This window comes from Ancylomarina euxina (assembly GCF_003863355.1).
Taxonomy (GTDB): Bacteria; Bacteroidota; Bacteroidia; order Bacteroidales; family Marinifilaceae; genus Ancylomarina; species Ancylomarina euxinus.
Genome location: NZ_QQWG01000003.1, coordinates 283,052 through 307,539, shown reverse-complemented (window position 1 = coordinate 307,539; position 24,488 = coordinate 283,052). Strand labels below are relative to the sequence as shown.

Annotated in this window: 13 protein-coding genes; 5 read left to right on the top strand and 8 right to left on the bottom strand. The window is 35.3% G+C overall.

Features of this window, described 5'->3' with window-relative positions:
• Positions 1–10 precede the first annotated feature (10 nt).
• From DWB61_RS05030 to recQ, 4 genes are all read right to left on the bottom strand, one after another.
• Complete coding sequence (locus tag DWB61_RS05030) at positions 11–3,718, bottom strand: tetratricopeptide repeat protein (protein WP_125029795.1); 3,708 nt, start codon at positions 3,716–3,718, stop codon at positions 11–13.
• A 306-nt stretch (positions 3,719–4,024) separates the two neighbouring features.
• Positions 4,025–6,574, bottom strand: a complete 2,550-nt coding sequence (locus DWB61_RS05025) for an NACHT domain-containing protein (protein WP_125029794.1) — start codon at positions 6,572–6,574, stop codon at positions 4,025–4,027.
• Between the two features lie 302 nt (positions 6,575–6,876).
• Complete coding sequence (locus DWB61_RS05020; RefSeq protein ID WP_158614370.1) at positions 6,877–7,641, bottom strand: LytR/AlgR family response regulator transcription factor; 765 nt, start codon at positions 7,639–7,641, stop codon at positions 6,877–6,879.
• Positions 7,642–7,761: 120 nt separating this feature from the next.
• Positions 7,762–9,876: a DNA helicase RecQ gene (gene recQ / locus DWB61_RS05015; RefSeq protein ID WP_125029792.1), complete on the bottom strand. Its 2,115-nt coding sequence runs from the start codon at positions 9,874–9,876 to the stop codon at positions 7,762–7,764.
• 411 nt (positions 9,877–10,287) lie between these two features.
• Between recQ and DWB61_RS05010 the strand changes: the two genes are divergently transcribed.
• Complete coding sequence (locus tag DWB61_RS05010; RefSeq protein ID WP_125029791.1) at positions 10,288–11,466, top strand: CD0519/CD1768 family membrane protein; 1,179 nt, start codon at positions 10,288–10,290, stop codon at positions 11,464–11,466.
• Between the two features lie 236 nt (positions 11,467–11,702).
• On the opposite strand, the gene DWB61_RS05005 is transcribed toward DWB61_RS05010, so the two are convergent.
• From DWB61_RS05005 to DWB61_RS04995, 3 genes are all read right to left on the bottom strand, one after another.
• Complete coding sequence (locus tag DWB61_RS05005; protein ID WP_125029790.1) at positions 11,703–14,207, bottom strand: endonuclease MutS2; 2,505 nt, start codon at positions 14,205–14,207, stop codon at positions 11,703–11,705.
• Positions 14,208–14,303: 96 nt separating this feature from the next.
• Positions 14,304–14,981 carry a tetratricopeptide repeat protein gene (locus DWB61_RS05000; protein ID WP_125029789.1) on the bottom strand — a complete coding sequence of 226 codons (678 nt, stop codon included), beginning with the start codon at positions 14,979–14,981 and terminating at the stop codon, positions 14,304–14,306.
• A gap of 92 nt (positions 14,982–15,073) precedes the next feature.
• Positions 15,074–15,949, bottom strand: a complete 876-nt coding sequence (locus DWB61_RS04995) for a M90 family metallopeptidase (protein ID WP_125029788.1) — start codon at positions 15,947–15,949, stop codon at positions 15,074–15,076.
• Between the two features lie 249 nt (positions 15,950–16,198).
• On the opposite strand from DWB61_RS04995, the gene DWB61_RS04990 reads away from it, so the two are divergent.
• The 4 genes from DWB61_RS04990 (at position 16,199) to aqpZ (ending at position 22,079) form a co-directional block, all read left to right on the top strand.
• Entirely contained in the window at positions 16,199–17,866 is a 1,668-nt protein-coding gene (locus DWB61_RS04990; protein ID WP_125029787.1) for an alanine/glycine:cation symporter family protein, read from the top strand.
• Positions 17,867–18,044: 178 nt separating this feature from the next.
• On the top strand, positions 18,045–18,791 hold the full coding sequence (locus DWB61_RS04985) for a GW dipeptide domain-containing protein (RefSeq protein ID WP_125029786.1): 747 nt from the start codon (positions 18,045–18,047) through the stop codon (positions 18,789–18,791).
• 123 nt (positions 18,792–18,914) lie between these two features.
• Positions 18,915–21,323 carry a TonB-dependent receptor gene (locus DWB61_RS04980; RefSeq protein ID WP_125029785.1) on the top strand — a complete coding sequence of 803 codons (2,409 nt, stop codon included), beginning with the start codon at positions 18,915–18,917 and terminating at the stop codon, positions 21,321–21,323.
• A gap of 66 nt (positions 21,324–21,389) precedes the next feature.
• Positions 21,390–22,079, top strand: a complete 690-nt coding sequence (gene aqpZ, locus DWB61_RS04975; RefSeq protein WP_125029784.1) for an aquaporin Z — start codon at positions 21,390–21,392, stop codon at positions 22,077–22,079.
• A gap of 342 nt (positions 22,080–22,421) precedes the next feature.
• Here aqpZ and DWB61_RS04970 read toward each other — a convergent pair whose 3' ends face one another.
• Positions 22,422–24,485 (bottom strand): insulinase family protein, encoded by a 2,064-nt coding sequence (locus tag DWB61_RS04970; RefSeq protein WP_125029783.1) that lies wholly within the window; start codon positions 24,483–24,485, stop codon positions 22,422–22,424.
• Positions 24,486–24,488 lie beyond the last annotated feature (3 nt).

Genomic DNA, 24,488 nt, shown 5'->3' with positions numbered 1-24,488 from the left:
ATATTTTAATTTATTTCAGTGAGTTTTTAATATTTTCCATATTCTCTTTCAACTGCGAATCCTTAGGCTTTATTTTTAAAGCTTTGGTGAAATAAAATTTAGCTACCGATAAGTTACCCGATTTAAAAGCTGTATTTCCTTTCTTTACAAACTCATCAAATTCAAGGTCTAGAGCTTTTTGCTTATCTGCTGTAATTGCTTGTTCAATTTCATCCAATTTTTCTTCAACAACACTTCTATCTGCTGCCAAATATAGAGCCTTTTTCAAATAATGTCGAGACACAGAATAATTTGCTCTCTCATACTCCTTTTCGCCAAATCTCATTAATTTCTCATATTCCAAACGATCCTTCTCAGATCTAAAAGCAGATCTTAACTCTTCAATTTCCACCAGCTTCTCTCTTGGATAATCTCGATCAAACACACCTAAAGCCTTTACATAGTAGGCTTTTGCTTTTCCTAAATACTTATCCTTGATCGCCTCATCGCCTTTAACAATAAAAGCCTTATATTCTTGTTCTTTCAGCTTCAATAAATTATCACTTAAGGCATTTGAATTCTGTGTTAACAAATCATTTTCTTTTGATTGCATATTAGCCTCCAAAATCATCTTAATTTCACTCAGCTGAGATTTGACGTAAGCATCATGAGGTTTTATTTTTTGTGCATCCTTATAATGGTTTCTTGCCAAAGTGTATGATTTCTTTTTAAAATTAGAATCTGCTTTAGCGAGTGATTCTTCAAATTCCTCTTCAAGCCTATTATTCTTTCTATCTATTTTTTCTTGCTTAGCCAGAGTTTCATCAATTATTTCAATCTGATTCTTAGGGTAAGAACTCTTAAATTTAAGCTTGAGTGCTAATTGATATTTCTCTTTAGCTGATTTCAGTTTATTATCAGCAAATAATTTATCTGCAGAACTGATATAAGTGTCATACTCTATTTCGAGAGTCAAACGTTTTTCTGCACCCAGTTTCTCTTCTACCAATTTTTCCTTTACAATATCGATCTGCTTTAAGGCATATTCATCATTTCGCATGATTTGAATAGCAGCTTCGTATTTTTCCAGGGCATTAGCATACTTCTCGTTCTTAAACAGCTTATCTCCCTCACTTACAAACAGTCTGAATTGCTTGTCTAAAATGGCTTTCTTTTTCGATAAGAGCTCATCAGCTTTAGCTTTGCTTTCTTTTTCAGCAATCAAGCTCTTTATCTTCAAAAGTTGAGCTGTAGCATATTGATCACCTTTTTTATATTCTAATGCTTGCTCATAATTTGAATTCGCACTCTTATAATTCTCATTAGTCAATGCAGCATCAGCCAACGTAATTGCTTTGGCGTATTTCTCATTAGCCAAGCTATTTGCTTTCTCTTCTTTCAATTTTTCTTGAGCAAGTTGAGCAACCTTTACCAAAGCCTGTTCTGATTTCTTTATTTGCTCTATAGGATAATTCTCCTTTTCCTTCAAACTCAAAGCTGACTGATAGCTAGTAATCGCCAATTTATAATCTTCAGCTTCAAATGCTCTATCTGCCTGCCCGATTAAGGCCTCATATTTCTCATTTAGTAATTGCGACTCTGCCTCAATTCTATTGGCTTCTGCAATTAAACCGTCAAGCTTTTTCAGTTGTAATTTTGGATAAGATTCTTCAGGTTTCATCTCTGAAGCTCTTTTATAGCTTTTCCGGGCTAATTCGTATTCATTGGTCTTTAAGTGCGAATCGCCAGTTGTTATAAAGGCCTGATATTTAATTTCAAATTCTTTAATTGCTGTTTCTTGATGAAGTTCCTTGGCCATCAGATCCTCCAACTTATTAAGTTGATCCTTTGGGTACTTTTCGTCAGGCTTTATCTCCAGAGCATCTTTATAATTGTCACGAGAATCGAAATACTTTTTAGCTGCCAAATTGGTGTCGCCTTTAGCAATTAAATCATTATACTTCTGCGATTGAATTTGTAATTCTAATTCTTGCTTAGCTTTCTCTTCTTGCTCTTGTTTTTTATCAACTTTACCTTGCTTCGCTTTTTTAACCTGCTTATCCAGATAAGCAGCGTTTGGCTTAATATTCAAAGCTTGTTCGTAATTACCTAGAGCCTTATCAAAATCACCCACATTCATTTGAGAATCGGCCAAAGAAATAAGGTCTGCATATTTCTTTTCACGTGCATCTTTCTCTGCTAGTATTTTTGCCTGTTGAGCCATCAAACTCTCAATTTTTAAGAGCTGAGCTTTTGGGTGACTCTCATTGGGTTTTAAAGCCAGAGCTGCAATATAATTTTGCTTTGCCAGACTATATTCTCCATCTTTTAACTGCTTGTCACCAGAATCTACAAACAAGTTATATTTATCATCTATTTCTTTTTGCTTAAGCTGATTCGCGGCTAGTTCTTTTTCATTGGTTATAGCCTCATTTATAACCTGAATTTGCAATTTCGGATAAGATTCTTCAGAATCTAGTTCAATCGCTTTTTCATATAAAATTATTGCTTCCGGATAATCTTTCTTTTTAAATTGGACATCAGCAAGCTTAATAATTCTATTATACTCAGCTTTTAGCGCTTTTTGTTCAGCCACAAACTTTGCATTTGCAGCAGTCAACTGTCTTTGATAATCTAATTTATCATTTATTAGTTGAATCTGATTTTGAGGATAAACTTCATCAGGCTTTACATTAAGTGCTGAAGTGTATTGCGACTTAGCAGCCCCATACTCATTTAACTTGAAAGCCTCATCAGCAGCTGTAATAAAAGCATCATATTTATCCTTCATGGCTTCTTCAGCAGCCAATCTCTTCGCCTCATTTTCTGCATTTAGCTTCAATTCCAGTTCAATATTATTAATCTTCTCTAACTGATCTTTCGGATATATCTCTCCCGGCTTAACACCAATAGCAGATTTATAATTGACTTTTGCTGGTTCATAATTAGTTTCGACAAAATCCTTATCAGCTAACTCTATAAATGCATTATACTTCTCATCTATAAGACGCTGAGCCTCGAGCTTACTTTTTTGACTCAATAGTAGAGTCTCAATTTTAGAAATTTGATCTTTAGGATAAATTTCTTCAGATTTAAGATTCAAAGCTTCTGTATAAAAAGATTTTGAATCGATATAATTTTTCTTCTGAAACTCAGTATCTCCTTTTTTAATCGCATCACCATACTCGGCATTTATTCGTGCTAGTTCAGCCAAATAAGCTTCTTGTTTCAATCTGGTTTCTTTCTCAATACGTTTAAGTTCAGCCTCAATTCCTGTTTGAAATGACAAATCTATTTCAATCAAATCGGTCTCATTATTATACATGATTACACCTATAGGTTGATCAAAAATAGATAAATCAATACCAGGGAAAAACCTGAATAACTCTATTGAAAACTTTGATGGAGGGAAACGGCTATCTCTTTCCAAAACAACTTGAGGAACATAAGTTGAAACCCTCACTCGTTTTGTTACAAAATCCTGTTTCGAAAACTCAAAAATGTAATCGTAACCAAAATCCAATTGATATGAGAACTTCCCATTATTCGAAATATCCCTCACACTTTCTTGTTGAGAATCCTTGTATAAAGTGATCTTTACATCATTGAGATCTCCTCCATTAATACTTACAGTCCCCTTTACTGTATGTTTTTCTTGAGCAAAAGTATTACCCGATAAAAAAACAAAGATGAGCGATAAAAAGATAATGTACTTATATTTAAAAATGACAGCTTTCATTTATCAAATCTGATTTGGTTGTAATATATTTACTGGATTGACAGTTATATTAGTATTTAATACTTCATTATAGAAGCAAAAATAAAGAAATATTGCCAGTATTTGCAAAGTTCCAAAATTGGATAAAGACTTTAATTCATAAGCTCCTAAATAATAAACGCCCATTTAGCAATAAAAGTGTCCAGCGCCACATACAAACACAACAAAATAAGGAGATTGAAACAAAAAATCCTGCGAATCACATCAGATTCACAGGACAGATTGGGAATGACTCATTCCTAATTTAAATAGGATTATAAAAAAGCTTTAGTTGTTAAGAATCTTAACCAATACTTCAGCATTTTTTTGTTTTAAAATTTGATCACGTTCTATTATGCACAAGTTCTCTTTTGTTTGTTCCCCCCAAGCATTGTAGTATTTAGCCATTTTGGTCAGTAAGCCAACCTTACAGAAATCATAACGAGCAAACTCACTTATTGCAAAAGCTCTATTAGAATGTCTTTCTTGAAGATCTCTATTTCCTTCTTCAAAGTAAACTTCTGCTAATGCACTCTTAAAGAAAATCTGTAAAGGATAAGCTTTAGAGCTAATTAAACTATCATTACAAAATTCTAACTCTTGAAGTTGACTAGCTGTTAATTTCATTCCCAACTTAAATTGGGCAATTAGTTTATAGGCTCTTAATAATTTATGGTTTGAAAAATGAGCTTTAACATTCAATTGATCGTAAAATAATTCAGCGTCTTCAATCAACTGAATAACTTTGTGATACGATTGCATATAAAATAAAGCATTACAAACTAAAACTTCGAACTCACCACTCCAGCTTTCGTATGTATCACCAACCTGGCAATATGCCATTTGACGATAATAAAAAACTCGAAGCAATTCCAGATCATTACTTTTACATGAAATGTGATTATAAAATAAAATACTGGTAAAACGCAAAGCAATTGAATAGGCAGTACAACTAGAGTTAGGTTCAGTCTCTAATAATAATTTATAATATTTGTCCGACAAGTCTTGTTCTAAGGACATCAATGAAGTCATAAGCAATAAGCTTAAAGACTTAATTCTTATAGTCCTATCTTCATTAGTCTCTGATATTATTTCAACAACCTTACTAAAATCACCTGTTAAACGATTTAAATTACCAGATAAGGCAAACATGAATTCAACAGAACGAGTTCCTAAAGCATATGTCTTAATTAGATCAATCTTTTTGTCATCCATATTTGTAATAACAGTAGTCAAGATATCAGTTACAGCACTACTTGTTAATGTATCTTCGCTTAGCTCAAAAAATCTAGATAATGCTTGATAATTATCCGTATTGACTGCAATACAAAATAACTGTGCAATTAACCTATCCTTAAGCTCAAATTCCTGATAATCGGTTTCTATTTGTTTAAACAATTCGAAGTTAATCCCTTGATTAAACTCAATTAGTTCCTTAACCAATAAAACTTCAAAAAGTTGTTCACTATAAATTTTCACGAACTTGCAATAACCATTGTATTCGTTAACCGAAACATATTCAGATATTAAGCCATAACTTAACATTTCTTCATATGCATAATAATAATTTCCTGCTGTTTTAAGATGTATAGGAAACATCGACTTCAGGTTCATCTTTTTAACTGAATGAGAATCTCTACCATACTTCTGAATCTTCAAGATCCCCTTTAGTATCTCAATTTTCTCTTCAGAATAACGAGAATAATAAATCTTATTCTTTAAAAATTCATTAATCAACTTAAAACCATCTGTAATATTACTCGTTCTATTGGGAGCATATGTCTTTACAAACAATTCAAGGAAAAATGGATTTGAAATTGTATTTCGCTGATAATAATCCAGATTTTCAACTTTCAATTCATAAAAGAATTGTTGATTGATGGTTTCATCAAATACATGCTGAATCTCAAAACCATTAAGAGGAGGAAAGTTTCTTTTATCAACTTGATTAAGATCTAAGTCAATTTCATACCAAGCTTCTAAAAGACTATTTTCTTTTTGAATAAAAGGGATGGCAAATTTTTCCCATGTTGAAGTTCTCGATGTTAGAATCAACTTCATATTCTTGGAGTCCTTACGATTTGCAATAAATTGATTTAATTGCAAAAACAAACGTTCCAATTTTGTATTATCATAGCTAACTTCATCTAAGGCATCTAAAATCAAGATAACTTTCCCCTCACAAGCTTTTGGTCTATCGAGAAAATATTTCAAATCTGTTTTTGATTTTGAATTCAATTGATCCTCGAGCCAGCGCTCAAGCAGAAAATCACTATTCAAACAATTAATCATGAAAGTTGCGTCAAACAATAAGATAACATCCTTACTCGACGTATCTTGACTTACTCGCTCATACCACTTAGCCAACATTGTTGATTTACCAGCTCCACCTGGTGCAACAAAACTAAGAGCCATTTTATCAGATTGAAGAAAATTGCTTATTCTATCCTCTCCTATTTTCCTAGTTGCAACAGATTTGAAAGGAATACCCGATTGCCCTTTAATTAAGTTATAGGCATCATTACTCAACTCAAATGCTCTTTCTCGAAATGCTTGCCAATTAGAAGGCTTAATGTCTCCTTCCTTTTCTTCAGAGACATAATTGGATTGGAAATCGCTCCATGATTTATAACCAACATAGTGTGCTAATAAATCCAGTGTAAATTTAGATGGAGCTGAAGGTGATTTTAAAAAACCATAAAGTCGACGTACCGTAGTAGCACTAATTCTACCGCCTGTGGCATCACAAACAATTTCTGCTAGAGCTTCACAATCCTTATTATAAGATAGTTCCTGACCAAATTTTTTTAGCGTCTCTTTCTTTAGATGTTCTAACATAGCGCGACTTTTATTGATTTTAAACATCTAAAAGTATACTTCATCTATGTGTAAAACAATCTAGAATTAATGGTTCAGGGCTTTGGTTTTATAACTACGTCATATGAGTTTCCGATTGCGTATTGAGATATTTACACTCATTCCTTTCAACCAAACAAACTACACTTAAAGCAGTAAGAATCAAAACCTTACAATCATAAAAAAAGCCATTTAACTCTATCGTATTATTATTGCTAAATAAAGAATAAACAGTATCTTAGATTATACTGTTAATCAGGAGTAAGGTTTTTAAAATAATTATTTTATTTTTTATCAGGCAAAGAGTGAGCTAACTGTTTTAATCTTTCTAAAAACTCCTTTTTCTTTCCTTCTGAAACTTCTATTTCCTTACCGTCATTTAAGATAATACGACCTCCACGACCCTTAATATATTGATCAACGAAATTCAAATTAACCAAATGCTTACTATGTACTCTGCAAAACAAATGTTCAGGAAGTATATCCATAAAATTAGCAAGTGGCTTTGAAACCATTAAATCCTCTCTCTCCTCAAGGAAGAAATCAGTATAAGATCCATTTGCCTCACATCGAATAATATTATTCAGCTCAACCATTCGAAGCCCATTGGTCGTTGGCAAAATAATCTTCTTGTGTTCATTTTTTAGGCTATCATACAAAACCTTGAATTTCTCCTCGAGATTAATATCCTTTTTAGAGTTTTTAAATCGCTCAACAGCCTCTTTAAGCTCTGTATAATTAACAGGCTTAAGCAAATAATGTAAGGCTGAAAATTGTATGGCTTTCAGAGCATATTCATTATAAGCTGTCGTAAAAATGACCTCAAAATCTCGAGAATTAACCTGTTCCAAAACTTCAAAACCATCACCATCAGGCATTGATATATCCAGAAAAACGAGTTCCGGTTTTTCTAGGTTAATGAGTTCTACAGCTGTTTGAACATTACAAGCAAAGCCAATAACTTCGACATCGGGGCAAAACCTTTCCAGTAATTTAAATAACGAAGATTGGCTCTTCATCTCATCGTCAACGATAATGGCTTTTATCATAGTCATATATTTTTGTATCGAAATATAGAAAAAAGAGTTCTGAACACAGGTCTTTTTCAGAAATATTTTATGATTTATAAAATAACATTTACGAAATAGAAAACATGACACGAATAAGACTTAGGCCTCAACAAACATCTTTAAATATGAAGTCGCTAGTCTAATCTTATAATAGGGTATTTCTTCGTTCATATGAACATACAATTCCTTTGTGTTCAAATGTCCTAATTCGCGAACTGCATTCTCAGTGCGCTCCAAGTCATTGGCATGTAAAAAAGATAGAATATCAACATCAGCTCCTTTTTCATATAGTGATGCCAAATGAGAATAGATGGTTACAGGATTAATGCGACGAATTTGAGCAATTTCATCTACAGAATAGCCTTGCTTATAAAACTCGTAGGTTTCATAAAAAGACTGACTACTATTCTTAGCTACCTGATTCTTTTTTTGTTCAAATTCTAGTATCTCATTTATAAATAATTCACCATACAACTGATATTTACGCTCACCAACCCCTGAAATCATTTTCATTTCAAATTCACTGGTTGGTTTTTCATCAACCATTTCATGTAGAGTGGCATCTGAGAAAACCAAATAAGGTGCAATTCTAGAAGATCTAGAGATTTCCAAACGCAATTTACGAAGAGCTTCAAACAAATCTTCTCGATGCACTTGTTTTTCGGGTTTGGTCTTTTCAACCACTTTTTTAGGATCTGATTTCATAGATGCTAGATGTACCAAATTCACCTTACGCCCACTAAATAAGACTTCCTTGCTTTGTTCTGTTAATTTAAGCGCATTCCCTTCATCATAGGCAACTGAGATATACCCCAAGTTTAAAAGTTGAAGCATATACTGCTGCCAGTCCTGATGTGGCACATCTCTCCCTGCGCCATAAGTTTTAACTTTATTATAACCTTTAGACATAATCTCTTGACGAGATGATCCACGTAAAACGTCAATCACCGTGCCAGCAGACACTTGCTCTTTTAATCGTACAATAGCAGACAGTGCCTTTTGTGCAATTAAGGTTCCATCGAATTGCTTAGGTGGATCTTTACAAACATCACAATTACCACAATCTTCTTCTAAATGCTCACCGAAATAGCTTAAAAGAATTTTACGTCGACAAATTTGAGCATCGCAAAACTGCTGAATACGTTCCAGCTTAGCATTTGAGACTTCTTTTAATGCAGATTCCTCTATAAACTTACGATGAACGATGACATCCGAAAAGCTATAGAACAACAAGGTATCTGCTTTTAAACCATCACGTCCTGCGCGACCGATTTCCTGATAGTATGACTCAATATTTCGAGGTAAATTATAATGAATAACCCAACGCACATTGGATTTATCAATTCCCATTCCAAAAGCAATTGTAGCGCAAATTATCGGCGTATCATCATTGATAAAGGCATCCTGACGCTCTGCTCTTTCATCAGGAGATAAGCCTGCATGATAATAATTTGCATTAACACCTGAATTCCTCAATTTCTCTGACAAGCCCTCGCAAGCCTTTCTACTCAGGCAATATATAATACCCGATTGATGTGGACGCTGACGTAAGAAGCCAAGTATACTTTTAAACTTATCTTTTCCGGGTGCCACTTTAAGACTTAAATTAGGGCGATCGAAAGAAGATAGGAAAAGTTTAGGTTCACCTAATCCTAATTGTCTGACAATATCCTTCTGAGTTAAACTATCGGCAGTTGCTGTTAATGCAACAATAGGAACTAAGGGGAATTGCTTTTTCAGATAAGCCATTTTCGAATACTCTGGTCGAAAATCATGTCCCCAAACAGAAATACAGTGGGCTTCATCAACAGCAAACAGATTTACTTTAAGTTCTAAGAGCAAATAATAAAACTCCTGGCTCACCAACTTCTCAGGAGAAACATAGAGCAATTTTATTTTACCTTCATGAACATCTTCAATAATCCCATTTTGAACTTGAGTAGATTGAGAGCTATTTAAAAAACCCGCTTTTACGCCATTGGCTTGCAAGCCTTCAACCTGATCTTTCATCAAAGCAATCAAAGGGGACACAACAATGGCAACTCCTTCCATCATTAAAGCTGGAATCTGATAGCAAAGAGACTTCCCTCCACCAGTAGGCATAATAACTAAGGCATCTTCACCATCGAGAATTGATTGAATAACCTCATCCTGCAAGGGACGAAATTTATCGTATCCAAAGTATTTTTTTAATATGCGATTAGCCAATTTCATTTATCGACAAGAGGTTTTTAATGGATACGTATAATTATTGCGGTAGTCAAAAACGAATATGAAAGATAAATAATTGGGGCTTTCAAAAGTCAAATTTGAGATAACAAAAGTAATGTCAAGTCTATAAGTATGCTAGTGTTTGTGTGTTTAGTTATCAACAAAGCCAATGGCTTAATCAAAAAATAGTTTCACTCCTCGCATTTAAGTGTTTATTTCACAATTCTACAACACTGTATTATAACGCATTTTCTATTACGCAACCGTCTTTCTTTCCATATACTTTAAAACATATGCAATTCACAAAAACATGATAAATGTCATGATAAAAAGCGTAATGAAACTAAACTAAAAAATTATTTTTGCCCCGAAATTCAACAACCTTAATCAAACAACCTAATTAAACAACACAGAATGAACGCAATTAAGTCGATTAAAGAGACTAATTTCCTTAAGCAAAGAAGATATGAAGCCGTTATGTTTCTTATCACGTTCTTTGGTATTTTCGGTTATGTTGGCCACTCAATGGGGGTAGCAAACATGCTAAACACCATTATGAACACTGCTTGGGATCTTCTGATGAACACAGTATTCTATATTATGGGGATTACAGTTTTATCTGGAGCACTAGGTAAACTACTTATCGAATTTGGTGTCGTGCGTCTGTTAGAAAAAATTCTAGCTCCACTTATGAAACCTCTTTTCAACCTTCCTGGTGTAGGAGCTCTAGCTGGAGTTTTAACTTTTCTATCAGATAATCCAGCTATTATCAGTTTGGCTAACGACAAAAACTTTAGTAAGTATTTTAAGAATTACCAATTGGTTTCATTAACCAACTTTGGTACTGCCTTTGGTATGGGACTTATCGTGATTACGTTTATGTCTACGCTTAAAATCCCTGGTAATGATGAGAATTTATTTATACCTGCTTTAATTGGTTTAGTAGGAGCATTAGTAGGAGCCATTGTTTCAACTCGATTGATGCAACGTATGATTAAAAAAGTGATCAAACCTCGTGAAGATCAAGATTTCGAAGGAGCTACAGAAAAGATCTCTTTCAAATCAGAAGGTGGTTTATTCATCCGTTTTCTGAATTCAATACTTGATGGTGGTAAATCTGGTGTCGATTTAGGTTTAGCCATTATTCCAGGAGTCTTAATTATCTCAACTATGGTAATGATGCTAACTTTCGGACCTAAAGATCCTAGCATTGGATACCAAGGCTTAGCATACGAAGGGGTTACTTTATTACCAGACCTGGCAGGGCATATTTGGTGGTTATTCGAAGGTTTATTTGGATTTAAACATCCTGAACTAATTGCATTCCCAGTAACTTCATTGGGTGCTGTAGGTGCTGCTTTATCTCTTGTAAAAGCATTTATTGCTAAGGGTATTATCGATGGAAATGTAATTGCTGTATTTACTGCAATGGGTATGTGTTGGAGTGGTTACTTAAGTACTCACACAGCTATGCTTGATACTTTAAACTACCGTGAATTAACATCAAAAGCTCTTCTTTCACACACAATTGGAGGGATTATAGCGGGATGTTTTGCTCACTACCTTTATGTGCTAGTCACCATGTTTATATAGAAAATTAAGAGGACTACCTCAATATCACATATTAGAAAAGGCTTGTTGATTCAATATCAACAAGCCTTTTATTTTTATAATATCTTATAATTTCCCCTCTGATTTCACAGATAATCACAGCAAAGCAGATTCACTATATTCATTCATCTACATTTATCAATTTTATCTGCGGGAGGACTCATTATCCATTCATCAAAAATATCTTCATCCCGATAGCTATCTGAACAATACATCCGTTATTCCATATGAACAACCGTGATTCCCGATCCTCCCATTTGGATTTTTTCATCGGTACAGGATCTAACCAGTTGTACTGTATTTAGATAGTCACGAATCAATTTTCGTAAGATACCATGCCCCGTTCCGTGTAGAATTCTAAATTCAGAGATGTCTAGCATAATAGCCTCATCAACATGATCCATTACGATTTGAAGCGCCTCTTCGGCACGCATACCTCGCACGTCAATGTCGCGTCGGAAAGTTAACTTACGCTTGGAAATTTTTTCTTGTACCAAAGCTGAAGTCTGATTATAGCTTGTATTCTCCTTTTTAGCTTGAGTCTTACTAACCTTAGTCAATCGGTTTAACTTTACAGAGGTTAATAGAGCTCCAAAAGCAACTACAGCCGTCTTATCATTTACCTCAATCACTTCTCCAATGGTACGCTGAGCGTCAAGTTTCACACTATCTCCCTTTTCAATAATCGATGGATCGAATTGCTTCTTCTTTTGAGAAACGGCTTTCTCGGGGCTCGAAGACTGAGTCGTTTTGTCCCCGGTTATTTTCTTAACCTGATTTTCTCTATCTTTTAACTTCTGAATTTTTCTATTAATACGTTCTTCTTCCTGCAAGTCTGGTTGTGTCAAAACCTCCTTTTGCTCTTCAAAAGCTTTTCGAACCTGACGAGTCTTTTCCTTTTCGGCTTTACTTTCTTTAATCTCTCGAATCGTTTTTTCTATCGATTTATTGGCTTGATTTAAGAGTTGTTTTGCTTCTTCCTGAGCCTTTGAAATGATTTCCTTTCTCAAACTAGAGGTTTCTTTCAAATCAATTTCATAGCGTTCAACCAACTGTGCCAACTTCTTTTCGTTAACACGTATTTTTTCACGCTTAGTCTCCCAATATCGCTTATCACGAACAATATCACGTAAGTGCTTATCAAAGTTAATGTGATCACCACCAATCTTATCAGTTGCTAATTTTAGAATCTCTTCGGGCAAACCGATTTTACGAGCAATTTCAAAAGCAAATGATGAACCTGGCTTACCAACATGCAATTGAAATAAAGGTTGCATTTTGTGAGAATCGTAAAGCATCGCACCATTCTCGATACCTTCTGCCTCAGAAGCATAATGTTTCAAGCCCGTATAGTGAGTTGTTATGACACCCTTCACCTGCTTACGATTCAGTTTATCAAGAATAGATTCAGCAATGGCACCACCCAAAGCAGGCTCTGTTCCTGTACCAAACTCATCAATCATCATTAAAGTTTCTGCATTCGAATATTTCAGGAAATGCTTCATATTCATCAGGTGAGAACTGTAGGTACTTAAGTCGTTCTCCATAGACTGCTCATCACCGATATCAATGAAAATGTTATCAAAAATTCCCATATTCGATTTCTCACTCATAGGAACCAGCAACCCACATTGAAACATATATTGCAACAAACCCATCGTTTGCAAACAAACCGACTTTCCACCCGCATTAGGTCCTGAAATCAGAACAATTCGTTGCTTATCGTTAATCTCAATATTTAAAGGAACAGCCTTTCTTCCCTCGCCTTGTAAGGTCAAATAAAGTAGAGGGTGAACAGCATTTTCCCATAAAACAGATGCCGTCTTTCTCATTTGTGGCAATAAACCATTGACTTGAATCGCAAATTTGGCCTTTGCCCGAATAAAATCGATTTGAGCTAAAAATGCATAAGCATGAAACAAATCATCTACATAAGGTCGAACTTGTTCTGTAAATTCACGAAGCACCTTAATCATCTCTCTACGCTCTGCATATTCCAGTTCACGAATCTCATTATTGGTCTCAACAATCTCTGCAGGCTCTATATACGACGTTTTACCCGTGGCTGATTCATCATGAACAATACCTTTAATCTTACGTTTGTAGGCTGAAGCCACAGGAATAACTGCACGACCATCGCGAACTGACAGTGACACATCCTGATCAACCCACCCATCTTTCTGAGCAGCACGCAAAAGAGCTTGCATTCGTCTTGAAATAGACGCCTGTTTTTGAGCCAAATTGCTACGAACTTGCATCAACTCGGGAGAAGCATTATCCTTCATTCGACCATGTTTGGTCAGAATCGCATTAATTCTATCGAAGATATAGGGGTACATTTTTACATTACCCGTTAATCGCATTAAATGCGGATAACTTCCTTCTTCCTTATTCTTAAAAAAACGCAGAATAGCTGATATAGACTCCAAAGAACGTTTCAAGTCAAACAACTCCTCAAGCTCTAAATAAGTTCCATCAATTCGAATTTTATCCAAACTAGAACGCACATCAATAAAATGTCCCAATGGAAAGTTCTCCTCTTGGAGACAAATGGTTTTAAACTCATTGGTTTCATTCACTCGACGAGACACTCGATTAAAGGACTCGGAGAACTTAAGTTCTTCTACCAAATCACGCCCTAGAGTGCTTAAACATTGTTTCTTCAGCAGTTCTCGAACTTTATCAAACCTTATTTTCGTTTCAAAATTTTCTGGATATATCACGCGCTTCTATACAATCTTAGTTATTTCTTCTGCAAAATTAACAAAAGAGCTTGAAGAGGCAAAAGAGAACGCAACAACACAAGCGTACTATTCCAATTATTTAGAAGTTTCCGTTTTACAATTTCTCTTAATGTATTCTTCAGACTGACTTATTCCTAACTTGACTGCCTGTTTCCAATCTTTACAAGCCGCATCTTTTTCTCCCATTTTATACAAACAAATACCTCTATTAGCGTAAGCAGCACCATAGTTTGGATTTAAATTAAGTGCGTAAGTATAATCTAAAACAGCTGTACTAATCATGTTTTTAGCCAAACAAATATTAGCTCTATTAAAATAGTAACGATGCACTAGATAAAAATCCTCTCCATTCAATTTACTATAAGCTATAGCCATACTATATTCTGCCATGGCTCTTTTAACTTGTCCCTTAAGGTTGTACATTTCTCCTAAGTAATAACAAATTTCATCATCCTGTTGGAATATCTTCTTCGATTTTTGTAAAATGGAAATAACCATATCAACCCGAGTAGAATCGTTCATTCCAACTCTATATAATTGCAAATATGAATTCCGATTTGTAGAATCAATAGCGATTGCTTCAATCAACAAATTATAGGCATCTTCAACCCTATCAGCCGTCACCATTTTAATGGCTTCATTCGTCAAATTAACAACCTTACCCTTATCCTCCATAGACACTTGATAGTCTTGTGCAAAACCACCAAACCTTACCATTAGGAGAAATAAAATAGCAACTAGTTTTAATTTCATTCTTTACCTTTATGATTATTACTACCTACTCTTAAGATTTTCGGCAAACTCTTTCTATGTTATTACGAGTAAATAAATAACAGCACTACTTACTAATGCCCTCTACCACAACATTTCTTAAATTTCAAACCACTACCGCAAGGGCACTGACTATTTCGACTCAAACTCTGCTTCGACCTTTTAAAATTTCGAGATCGCATATTTTGATTAAACACTTCAGTCATTAAAGCATATATTTCAGGATGCGTTTCAGCAAACTGTTTGGGTTTTTCGAAAAAATACTCACTGGCTACAGCAAAGAACTCGGCCTTATTTGTTCCTCCGTAAGGATTTATATCAGATCTATCTTCGTATATCTCTTCAATTTTCTTACTGATCAAATCTATCCATGGAATAGCATATTGCTTTTCTAAAAGTATAGAAGGCAAACCATCAATATTACCATCCATCTTATCGGTCAAATGAACAAATTCATGAACAGCTGTATTCTTCTTATCCGACTCATTAGAAAAACCATGATGTAATGCAGGTTTTGACAAGATCATCTTCCCCTCCATATAGCCACTTCCAACCATTCCTAGAATATTTGAATCAGCATTATACATTTGAAACTGTTCATTAAAGTTCCCTGGATATAATAACACCTCATCAAGATTGGTATACTTCCACTCAGGGAATGCAAATACAGGAATTACGGCACTTGCAGCCACTAATATTTGATCTGTTAAATCAACATCGATATTCACACCGGTAATTCTACAATTCAGAAGAAACTCCTGAATTTTATACTCGAACTGCAATTTTTCTTCAGCAGAAAGAGAGTTATAAAACACGACCTTAGTAGTCAAAATCTGTTTCCTCTCTTTAGAAATACCTGATTTAGGCTCTCTCCACTTATTTTTACTAAAGCCTCTTAACAAGAGCCAAACAAGAGAAATTCCAATTGCTAAAACGATTATAAAATTCATAATCATGGAATAATGTTTTTAAACTTTGTTCATTTTTATAAAAAGTCAAATGTAACAAATTCCATTTTTATGTTTGCCACTCAATTCAATCATTATGATTATATAGAAATATTCTAATCTCTAAAAGAGAATGAAGAATAATTGCCCTTAGTTTACCTTTCGTGATCAACTTTTAAAAATTATCCTTTATATTGGACTGATTTTCTAGAAAAGCAGAAAACTAAACTAACCCAAAACCCTAATCTTTCTATGCACAGTATCAACGACTTTTTAGCCGGAATAGAACAATACCTTGGAGGAAGCCAATGGTTCACCCTTTTTTTACTTGGAACCGGACTCTTCTTCACCATTTACCTTAAATTTCCACAAATCCGATTCTTCGGACATGCCCTAAAGGTGGTTAGAGGCAAATATGACAAAGCCGATGAAAAAGGAGACACCTCGCACTTTCAAGCCCTAACGACCGCCCTTTCGGGAACAGTTGGAACAGGTAATATTGCTGGTGTAGCCTTCGCTATTTATTTGGGTGGTCCTGCGGCCCTGTTTTGGATGCTGATGACAGCCGTATTAGGTATGACAACAAAATTTGTTGAGGTTAGTCTTTCGCATAAGTATCGTGAAACGGATGAACAAGGTTTCATTTCTGGTGGACCGATGTACTTCATGAAGAACAAATTAAAAATGCCATGGTTAGCTGCTTTTTTTGCTGCCATGACCATTGTCTCTTCATTCGGAACAGGTAGTTTACCGCAAATTAATTCCATATCCAGCTCATTATATTCGACCTTTGGCATCGAAAAAATGCTGAGTGGTGGTGTACTGGCTATACTCCTTGCTATCGTTATTTTAGGCGGAATTAAACGTATTGCCAAGGTGACTGAAAAATTGGTTCCAACCATGGCTATTATCTACTTTGTAGGTGCCATTGCGGTTATCTTTTACAACTACCAGAATATTGTTCCAGCATTAAACTCAATTTTCTCTAGTGTATTTACAGGAACTGCTGCTACTGGCGGTTTCTTAGGTGCTGGATTTGCTTATGCTTTCAACCGTGGTGTTAACCGAGGTCTCTTTAGTAACGAAGCTGGTCAAGGATCTGCCCCCATTGCGCACGCTGCTGCCCGTACTGAGGAACCTGTTTCAGAGGGTATGGTTGCCATACTTGAGCCATTTATCGATACGATAATCATTTGTTCACTTACAGGTTTGGTTATCCTTTCGTCAGGGGTTTGGAAAGAGAAACTTCCTAATCAATTTCAGTCTACTGATATGAGTATTATGACTGACGTTTATGACGACACAAATAAAGAAGATCAAACAAAACTTTTCAAATATTTAAGCAATAATAAAGATCTTCCTCTTTTCACAGGTGATTTGCTTGTTGAAAATGGAAAAATACAAAATAAGCTTTCTATCATACATGCGCGTTCTATTGCTGAAAACATCTTAGTATATAATGCTCATGATTCTCTCTTAACAGGTAAAGTGAGTGTCCTTGAAGGTATTTATAATGATGAGAATGGGATTTATTTTAAAGGTCAATCGTTAATACACTCTGCTCCTTTAACCGCAGAAGCCTTTACGCGAAGCTACTTTGGCGAGTGGGGACGTTGGATCGTATCAATCGGACTATTGCTTTTTGCATTCTCAACAGCTATTGCCTGGGCCTACTATGGTGGTCGATCTGTCACTTATTTATTTGGTGCTAAAGGGGTCCTGCCATATAGAATCATCTATTGTATAGGATTCTTTATAGCATCTTTTGCCGATACAACAATTATTTGGACTCTATCAGGCATTACCATTGCTCTAATGGCTCTGCCTAACCTCATAGGTATTCTTCTGCTACGTAAAGATATGAAAGAGACCCTGAACAGCTACTGGACCCGATTCAAAGCAGAAAATCCAAACGAATAAATTTAAACGCTTTAAATAAATATTCAGCTCCATTGAAAAATGGAGCTGTTTTACTTCAGAAGTTATCAGCTTGAAATAAGAAGACATACAAAGTCAATTATTTATTTGACTTCCTTTTCTATATTGATATATTAATACCTTTATGTATCTTAAAGCTCAAATTTAAAAATACGACCCTATGAGATTAATATTTGGACTGCTGGTTAGCAGCGTTTTATTGAGTTCTTGCCAAGAAAGTGCCAAGAAAGTTCAATCATTCAGTACTGGTGAGAAAACAAGTCAAAGTATAAGTGAGATGCCAGATCAAGCTGCTCCCAATACTCACCACGTTAAGGTTAAGGAAATCTTACAAACCAGTTCATACACCTATTTGTTTGTAACAGAAAACAGTGAGGAATTCTGGATTGCTGTTCGCAAACTAGATGCAAAAATTGGTGATGATGTGTATTATCAGCAAGCACTACCAATGAAAGACTTTAAGAGTAAAGAACTTGATCGTGTCTTCGAAAACGTTTTATTTATACAAGGCAACACAAGTACACCACCAACTGCAAATGAAACTAAAAAAATACCAGCGAAGAAAATGCCTCCTAAGGTTGATAAAAAAATAGCGGGTATTCAAGTTAATGCTACTACTGGTGGAATCAGTATTGCTGAGCTTTTCAAAAATAAAGATCAGTATGCAGGTCAGAAAGTAAAAGTTAGCGGACAGGTCGTTAAGATCAACAATGGCATTATGGGTAAGAATTGGATTCATATTCAGGACGGCACTGCTGATGCTGATAATTATGATTTAACTTTAACGACACAGGACAAAGCCAATATGGGTGATATCATTTCTATTGAAGGAACTGTTTATCTGAATAAGGACTTCGGAGCTGGTTATTCTTATGATTTGATTATCGAAGAGGCTATTGTAAAATAGTACTAAAACACTATATTATGAAATCCCAACTATTCTTTAGTTGGGATTTTTTTTTAGCATATCAACTTAATATATTAAATTAGAAGGTGCTGTAAATAAAGCACTCATACCTAAGCAAAAAATATGAAATTACTTAGATTCTTATTTATAATTCAACTTCTATTACCTACCACTTACATTTGGGCTCAATCGGGCGTGATTAAAGGACGTGTATATAATCAAATCAACAATGAAGCGATTCCTTTTGCTAATATTGCCATAGCCAACACTACGCTAGGCACTACAGCTGACATCAATGGAAATTACCGACTAGAAAAACTCAAGCCAGGAAATTACAACTTGGTTTGCAGCAGTTTAGGATACAAAACTCAATTCTTATACGAGATTAGGCTTAGCCCTTCAAAACCTAGCCTTATTAATATCGCACTACAAAAAGAAATCAAAGAACTAAATGAGATTGTTGTTTCAGCACCAGCCTTTAATAAAACGGAAGAAAGTCCTCTGAGTATGCGAACGATCAATACCACTGAGATATACAGAAGCCCGGGTGGTAATCGCGATATTTCCAAAGTGATCCAAGTACTTCCAGGCGTCGCTTCTACCCTTTCATTTCGTAATGATATTATTGTTCGTGGAGGTAGTCCAAATGAGAATCGTTTTTATCTGGATGGTATTGAAGTCGCTAACATCAATCATTTTGCTACTCAAGGAGCTTCAGGTGGCCCCGTAGGGATGATTAATGTTAACTTTATTAGAGAACTCGATTTTTATGCAGGGGCTTTTCCTGCGAGTAAAGGCAATGCGCTGAGTTCTATTCTGGATTTTAAACAGAGAAAAGGGAATGATGAAAAACTTGCAGGATCACTCATGCTTGGCTCAAGCGATTTGGGATTAAGTTTAGAAGGTCCCATTGGTAAAAATTCAACGTTCATATTTTCTGTACGTCGCTCTTATCTACAAATTTTATTTAAAGCTCTGAAACTTCCCTTTTTGCCAACCTACAACGATGCGCAATTCAAGCACAACATCAAGCTAGACAGTAAAAATGAACTCACCTTTATTGGTTTAGGTGCACTAGATGATTTTAAACTAAATACATCTGCTAACAATGGATTGAAGGATGCCGATCAGATAGAAAGGAACACCTACATTCTTGGCAACCTTCCTGTAAACAATCAGTGGAATTATACGCTAGGTGCCAAATGGCTTCATTATTCAAGGAACAGCTATCAAAGTTTTATTGTAAGTCGTAATCATTTAAATAATGAGGCTATAAAATATAGAAACAATATTGAAGAAGATGATTTGTTACTACTTAACTACAAATCGCAAGAAATTGAAAATAAGATTAAAATAGAAAGTACTAAAAGGAAAAATGGCTGGAAATGGAATATTGGTTCTTCTGTAGATTTTGTAGAATACACCAACTCCACATTCAATAAAAAAGAGCAAAATGGCCAAGTTGTTACCATCGATTTCGATTCTGAATTAAACTTTAGAAAGTTTGGCTTATTCACACAAATAAGTCGTAAAGTACTCGATGACAGGCTTAGTATATCCTTCGGGTTACGTACTGATTTCTCTGATTATTCCAAAGAGTTATTTAATCCACTAGATCAATTATCACCTCGTCTATCGGCATCTTATGCACTTAGCCCTAAATTTAATATCAACTTTAATACGGGGCGTTATTTCCAATTACCAGCCTACACTGTAATGGGATACCGCGACAACAACAATAATTTGGTCAATAAAAATAATAAGATCACTTATATCGAATCCAATCATCTAGTTAGTGGAATAGATTATAACCCAACTCAATATTCTAAAATAAGCGTTGAAGGGTTCTATAAAACCTATAAAAACTACCCCTTCTTATTAGCCGATAGTGTATCGCTAGCCAATTTGGGTGGCGACTTTGGAGTGATTGGTAACGAAGCTGCTAAATCGATATCGAAAGGCCGTTCTTATGGATTAGAAATTCTCCTTCAACAAAAACTAAGCTCCTCAATCTATGGCATTGTATCCTATACTTGGGTTAGAAGTGAATTTAAAGATAAGAATGGCATTTATATCCCCTCTTCTTGGGATAACAAGCATATCTTAAACCTAACTGCTGGAAAAAAATTCAATAACAATTGGGAATTCGGCCTGAAGTTCAGACTTCTGGGACCAGCCCCATACACGCCTTACAATGTTGAATTATCAGCACAAAAGGTGATTTGGGACGTTGCTCAATCTGGACAATTAGACTGGAATCAATTAAATAAGAAACGAAACCCGACAGCACATACCATGGATATTAGGCTAGACAAAAAATGGTATTTCAATAAGTGGTCCATTAATGCTTATTTAGACATTCAAAATATCTATAATTTCAAAGCAAAAACGCAGCCATACCTGAATGTTGAAAAGGATGCTGCTGGAGTCCCCATAGAGGATCCCAACAATCCACTTGCTTATAAAATTAAGGAAATTGAGAATGATTCCGGAACAATTCTTCCTTCCATTGGTTTAATGATAGAGTTCTAAGGGAACATTTTTTCATACAAATACATCAATAAAAAATTCAGTTATTAACCTTAATAAAAACAAATTATGAAGAAATTAATTGCAGAATTTATAGGAACACTCTGGCTCGTATTAGGCGGATGTGGTAGTGCTGTTTTAGCAGCGGCTTATCCTGAATTAGGCATTGGATTTGTAGGAGTAGCAATAGCTTTTGGTTTAACGGTTTTAACAATGGTATACGCTATAGGACACATTTCTGGATGTCACCTGAATCCTGCTGTATCCATAGGTCTGTGGGTTGGCGGACGTTTCGACAAGAAAGAATTACTCTCTTATATTGCAGCTCAGGTATTGGGTGGCATAGCGGGAGCTGGAATTCTCTATTTAATCGCAAGTGGCAAATCAGGTTTCGAGATGGGTGGGTTTGCAGCCAACGGCTATGCGGAGCATTCACCTGGAGGTTACAGCATGTTTGCTGCATTAGTTTGTGAAATTGTAATGACTTTCATGTTTCTAATGATCATACTTGGAGCAACTCATTCGAAAGCTCCCAAAGGTTTCGCTGGCTTAGCGATAGGTTTAGGCTTAACGCTTATTCACCTCATCAGCATACCAATAACCAATACATCTGTCAATCCTGCGCGTAGTACAAGTCAGGCATTTTTTGTTGGTGATTGGGCAATGGGCCAACTTTGGTTATTCTGGTTAGCACCAATTATTGGGGCAATATTAGCAGGTGTCATCTATAAATATATGTCACCAGAATCAGACGAATAGAAAAGGCACTAAATAAAAACGAAAAAGGCAGGTCCCCACCTGCCTTTTTCTTCTAACCCAAAATTAATTTTCAATACGAATTTAACCCTAAATCCTTATATAATCATATTGAAACAATCGATTCGATCATTGCGCTTAACTAACCACTAATTACGCTCCTGAATCGGTGCGCAAAGGTAGAAACAATTTACAAACTACCAAACACTTCTTGTTTTTTCTCAAATATTTCTACCAACTCCCTAAAACAGGGTGCTACAAAGCATAAACCAGACTAAAGTCCATATCATTAAAAAACAAAAATGGCCACCTAGGGTGACCATTTTATTCTATTCTGTTTAATTATTAGTTAAACAATTCATCCTTAATATCTTTATTAAGCTCTAAACTTGTAATAGTTAAAGGCATTTCCTGAGGCCCCATTTTAGTTAAAGTCGTAAATGGAAACTTTAAACCATCAACATCTTTATAATCATTATAAAGCATTGTCACAGACATACCATTCTGTTGAGCTACAGTCTTAAGTTTCAATCCAGTAGTAGCACAGTAAAAATCATACTTTGTGATTCCATCAGCACCTACAACTTCAAGTTTAAATGTTTTCTTACCATCAACTTTTTCTGTACCTACCAATGTCGAAGAGAATCCTAAACCTTCTAAATCTAGCTCCGCAAACATATGAGCTTGCATCTTAAAACCTTTCAATTGCTCTTCATTAGCTTGGTTTTCCTGACCTTGAGCCATAACCTTAGCTGAAGCACCGTTGTATTTAATGGCTTGCAAAACCTGTCCATTCATTACCATAGACATTGCAAACATCTTATTATTCTTATAAGCTTGCTCAACATTAATGCTCATAGGTCCCATTTTCATTTCACCTTTCACACTCATATCTTTAATACTTTCAAGCTTCTCTCTTCCACCAATAGCTTTGATATAATTCTCAACAACAATATTTGCAGTTAAGCCTTCAGGAATAGCATTAGGATCTTCTTTTACAATCTGACCTTCGCCATCGTATTCTTCAACCACATTGTTTGAACTTAACTTAGCTAATTTCTCCTTCAGTTTTTTATCACCCACCACTAAATAGATGGCATTATCAGGATCAACATACTTTTTAGCCACAGCCTGAACATCTTCAAGGGTCACCTTATCTAACTTCTCAAGATAAGTTGCATAATAATCAGCAGGTAAGTTATAACGTTCGATAGCCAAAGCAAAGCTTGCAATAGTAGATGGAGACTCTAAAGCACGAGCAAAGTCACCTGCTAGAGTTGCTTTAGTCATATTAAAATGATCTTCAGTCATCTTCTCATTTCTGATATGATTCATTTCTTTAGCAATCTCAATAAATGCGCTATCTGTTACATTTGCTTTCACTTCTGCACCAGCGTAGAAATCACCCACTAATTGATCAGCAGATATGCTAGAATAAGCACCATAGGTATAAGCTTTGTCCTCACGAAGATTCTTCATTAATAAACCAGCAAAACCACGACCTAACATCGCATCCATTACACTTACAGGAATTACATCAGCAGTTCCTTTTTTCAAGTTGATTGGATAAACCACCTGAACTGTTGACTGAGGAGCCGCATCTTTATTTGCAAGAACTACACGCTTACCTTCAATCTTAGCAGGCATCTCGTATACATGAGCAGGAACCTTACCTGATTCCCATTTGCCAAAATATTTCTTCACTAATTTCTTAGCTTCTTTGGTTGTGATATCACCAACAATGGCTAATACAGCAACATTAGGTTTGAAATAGTTAGCATAGTAGCTTTTACAATCATCTAATGTAATATTAGCTAAAGTTGCTTCAGTCATAACATCACCATAAGGATGAGCATCACCATACATCACTTTTCTACGTACATTTTTGGCAATACTTTTAGGAGATGTCTTATCAGCTTGAATACCTGAGTTCATTTGCTTAATCAACTTATCGAACTCATCAGCTGGGAACGAAGGTGTCAAAACCACATCGGCCATTAAAGCTAAAATCTGATCTTTATACTTCGATAGACCAGAAGCATATGCGCCTTCAGAATGAGATCCCAAACGTGCTCCAATAAAATCAATTTCTTCTGCGATCTCCTGAGACGTTTTTGTACTCGTCCCCGATTCAAGCAAACTTCCAGCTATGGATACATAACCAGATTTATCTCCTTCTAAAACAGGATCAATTATCAATTGAAGATTAAAAGATACCTTAGGCAAGTTGTGATTTTCTACAACCAAAACTTTCATTCCATTTTTCAATGTAAAAGTATCATAATCACCCAATTGAACTTTAGGTGCAGGACCTGCAGCAGGTGCCTTGGTTCTATCTACTTGTGCGTGAACCGAAGTCACTAAACAAATAGCAACAAGTATGAATAGGAATTTATTTATTTTTTTCATTTT

Bases quoted from the DNA above. Each gene is read 5' to 3' on its own strand.
- DWB61_RS05030 (WP_125029795.1), bottom strand. From the start codon at position 3,718: ATGAAAGCTGTCATTTTTAAATATAAGTACATTATCTTTTTATCGCTC.
- DWB61_RS05025 (WP_125029794.1), bottom strand. From the start codon at position 6,574: ATGTTAGAACATCTAAAGAAAGAGACGCTAAAAAAATTTGGTCAGGAA.
- DWB61_RS05020 (WP_158614370.1), bottom strand. From the start codon at position 7,641: ATGATAAAAGCCATTATCGTTGACGATGAGATGAAGAGCCAATCTTCG.
- recQ (WP_125029792.1), bottom strand. From the start codon at position 9,876: ATGAAATTGGCTAATCGCATATTAAAAAAATACTTTGGATACGATAAA.
- DWB61_RS05010 (WP_125029791.1), top strand. From the start codon at position 10,288: ATGAACGCAATTAAGTCGATTAAAGAGACTAATTTCCTTAAGCAAAGA.
- DWB61_RS05000 (WP_125029789.1), bottom strand. From the start codon at position 14,981: ATGAAATTAAAACTAGTTGCTATTTTATTTCTCCTAATGGTAAGGTTT.
- DWB61_RS04995 (WP_125029788.1), bottom strand. From the start codon at position 15,949: ATGAATTTTATAATCGTTTTAGCAATTGGAATTTCTCTTGTTTGGCTC.
- DWB61_RS04990 (WP_125029787.1), top strand. From the start codon at position 16,199: ATGCACAGTATCAACGACTTTTTAGCCGGAATAGAACAATACCTTGGA.
- DWB61_RS04985 (WP_125029786.1), top strand. From the start codon at position 18,045: ATGAGATTAATATTTGGACTGCTGGTTAGCAGCGTTTTATTGAGTTCT.
- DWB61_RS04980 (WP_125029785.1), top strand. From the start codon at position 18,915: ATGAAATTACTTAGATTCTTATTTATAATTCAACTTCTATTACCTACC.
- aqpZ (WP_125029784.1), top strand. From the start codon at position 21,390: ATGAAGAAATTAATTGCAGAATTTATAGGAACACTCTGGCTCGTATTA.
- DWB61_RS04970 (WP_125029783.1), bottom strand. From the start codon at position 24,485: ATGAAAAAAATAAATAAATTCCTATTCATACTTGTTGCTATTTGTTTA.